At 59.7% G+C, this 2,435-nt stretch carries 3 protein-coding genes, 1 tRNA gene and 2 pseudogenes; all 6 read left to right on the forward strand.

Going from position 1 to position 2,435, the window contains the following annotated elements:
- Positions 1 to 258, forward strand: a pseudogene (locus QZ653_RS14685) (hypothetical protein); the annotation flags it as partial.
- A gap of 54 nt (positions 259 to 312) precedes the next feature.
- Positions 313 to 388: transfer RNA gene (locus tag QZ653_RS14690), tRNA-Trp, on the forward strand.
- Between the two features lie 110 nt (positions 389 to 498).
- A complete protein-coding gene (gene secE, locus QZ653_RS14695) occupies positions 499 to 693 on the forward strand; it encodes a preprotein translocase subunit SecE (RefSeq protein ID WP_296421230.1) in 195 nt (64 codons plus the stop codon).
- A gap of 134 nt (positions 694 to 827) precedes the next feature.
- A complete protein-coding gene (gene nusG / locus QZ653_RS14700; RefSeq protein ID WP_296421232.1) occupies positions 828 to 1,361 on the forward strand; it encodes a transcription termination/antitermination protein NusG in 534 nt (177 codons plus the stop codon).
- 162 nt (positions 1,362 to 1,523) lie between these two features.
- Positions 1,524 to 2,132: a chemotaxis protein CheB gene (locus tag QZ653_RS14705; protein ID WP_296421234.1), complete on the forward strand. Its 609-nt coding sequence runs from the start codon at positions 1,524 to 1,526 to the stop codon at positions 2,130 to 2,132.
- Between the two features lie 167 nt (positions 2,133 to 2,299).
- Positions 2,300 to 2,435: pseudogene (locus QZ653_RS14710) on the forward strand (50S ribosomal protein L11); the annotation flags it as partial.

Genomic DNA, 2,435 nt, shown 5'->3' on the forward strand with positions numbered 1-2,435 from the left:
GCGTCGGGGGCGGCGACGGCGGCATCGCGTCCGGCTCCGCAACCTCGGGCCTCCCCGTGGGCCACCGGCACCCGCACAACGTCGACCACCTTTGCCGCGCCGCTTGAAGACCCCGAATCCCCCACGCCGGACTTCGAAAGCGTCTTTCCCGGCGGCGGGTCCGGTTTCCGGTTCAAGACCGCGGATGAGATCATTCGCCAGTCTTTCGGGACCGTCTCGTCCCTCAATCCGTCAAAACCGGCAAAACCCGACGGCTGATGCGTTTGGGTGTTGCCAACGCCCCGCCCCATGGGTATTCCCACCCTTGGCTTTAGGGGTTTAGCTCAGTTGGTAGAGCATCGGTCTCCAAAACCGAGGGTCGTGGGTTCGAGTCCCTCAGCCCCTGCCAAGCCACATCTCATCACATCGCCCAGTCTATAGGATTGAAAGCAGTCCAAAGGGTTGAAAAGCCGCCTTAACCCCGTTACCTGCAAAGCGCATCCGATCAAAGGACAGACCATGGCCAGCACCAATCCCGTTCAGTTCATCCAGCAGGTTCGCGCCGAAGTCAGCAAAGTCGTCTGGCCCACCCGCCGTGAGGTGACTTTGACCACCATTATGGTGCTGATCATGGCTGCCGTTATGGCGCTGTTTTTCACACTGGTCGATCTGGTCATCCGCACCGGTCTTGAGGGCGTTCTGAACGCGTTCTAAGCCCCCTTGCGATGACCGGCAGGTCAGGGTAGAAAACCCCAAGTTTGATGGCGTGCAACGGTTCAGTTGCACGCCGCTTTTATTTCCGGGACTCCCGTCACGGGGTCCACCACGACGAAAAGGTGTCAAGGATCATGGCGAAACGTTGGTATTCCGTCTCTGTGCTGTCGAACTTTGAAAAGAAGATCGCCGAGACCATCCGGACCTCTGTAGAAGAGCAGGGCCTTGAGGATCAGATCGACGAGGTTCTGGTTCCCACAGAAGAAGTGATCGAAGTCCGCCGCGGCAAGAAAGTCACCGCCGAACGTCGCTTCATGCCCGGTTACGTGCTGGTCCACATGGAAATGTCCGATGAAGGCTACCACCTGATCAACTCCATCAACCGCGTCACCGGTTTTCTGGGTCCGCAAGGCCGCCCGATGCCCATGCGCGACGCCGAGGTGCAGCAGATCCTTGGTCGTGTCGAAGAAGGTCAGGACGCGCCCAAGCTGCTTATCTCCTTCGAGATCGGTGAGAAGGTCAAGGTCAACGACGGCCCGTTCGAGGATTTCGACGGCACCGTGGAAGAGGTCGACGAAGACAACCAGCGCCTCAAGGTCACTGTGTCCATCTTTGGCCGCGCCACACCGGTAGAACTGGAATACAGTCAGGTGACAAAACAGATGTAAGCGTCTTTGGTCGCGTGATTTATCAGGGCCGCCCTGCCGTTCCGGTCGGGGCGGCCCTTTGCCTTTGGCGACACATCAATGTCCATGCCTTTCGCGCGTATCTATCCCCAAAGGTCTGTGCTACCCTCGGGCTGAAAGAACAATGCGTATGGCAGGTGGATCATGTCACAGACCAAGGTTATCGCGATCATCGCATCCGCCGGGGGGCTGCGCCCGATACACGAATTGCTCAGGGAACTGCCCCGCGATTATCCCAATGCTGTCATCGTCGCGAGCCACAGCGCACCCACATCCCGACTGTTCGAGGCCCTCGACATCCGGCGCGAGATTTCGATGAATATCGTGCGTGCAGAGGATGACCAGCGTCTGCTTCCGGGCCGTATCCACGTCGTTCCGGGCGCACGCCATGCCTTTGTCATGGGCGACCGCATCTCGCTCTCCGATGTTGTGAAAGACTCCGGCTACCGCCCCTCCCTTGATGCCCTGCTGATGACCGCTGCGGCCAGTCATGGCGAAAACCTGACCGCGGTGGTGTTGTCCGGCAGTCTCAAAGACGGGATGCGGGGCACCCAGATCGTTTACGACACCGGCGGCACAACCATCGTGCAGGACCCTCAAGAGGCCGCACATGCCTCCATGCCCAACAGCGTCATCGCCTCGGACCATCCCGAGGAGGTCCTGTCCGCAACCCATCTTGGCCGGTGGCTGGTAGGACAGGCTGAACTGGAAGACGGATATGCGATCCGGCGGCGGCTCTCCGTTCTGTCGTAACGGGGGCCTCCAAAGGTCTTGCGCTCGTCTGGTTTGCCCGCTAAACGCCCCAAATCCCGTTCAGGGAACCATCCGTGGGAGGCGGCCGTCACGCGTGACAGCACCGGACCACGAAACAACCTGCCCTCGAAGACGCGCTTCGGGGTGTTTAGAAAAGGAAATGACCAATGGCTAAAAAAGTCGCTGGCACAATGAAGCTGCAGGTTCCTGCAGGTCAAGCCAACCCATCCCCGCCCGTCGGCCCCGCTCTGGGTCAGCGCGGCATCAACATCATGGAATTCTGCAAGGCGTTCAACGCCAAGA

The sequence above is a fragment of the Pseudooctadecabacter sp. genome (genome assembly GCF_020627745.1).
In the GTDB taxonomy this organism is placed as follows: domain Bacteria; phylum Pseudomonadota; class Alphaproteobacteria; order Rhodobacterales; family Rhodobacteraceae; genus Octadecabacter.

Excerpts from the sequence above, each read along its gene's own strand:
- secE (WP_296421230.1), top strand. The coding sequence starts at position 499 with ATGGCCAGCACCAATCCCGTTCAGTTCATCCAGCAGGTTCGCGCCGAA.
- nusG (WP_296421232.1), top strand. The coding sequence starts at position 828 with ATGGCGAAACGTTGGTATTCCGTCTCTGTGCTGTCGAACTTTGAAAAG.
- QZ653_RS14705 (WP_296421234.1), top strand. The coding sequence starts at position 1,524 with ATGTCACAGACCAAGGTTATCGCGATCATCGCATCCGCCGGGGGGCTG.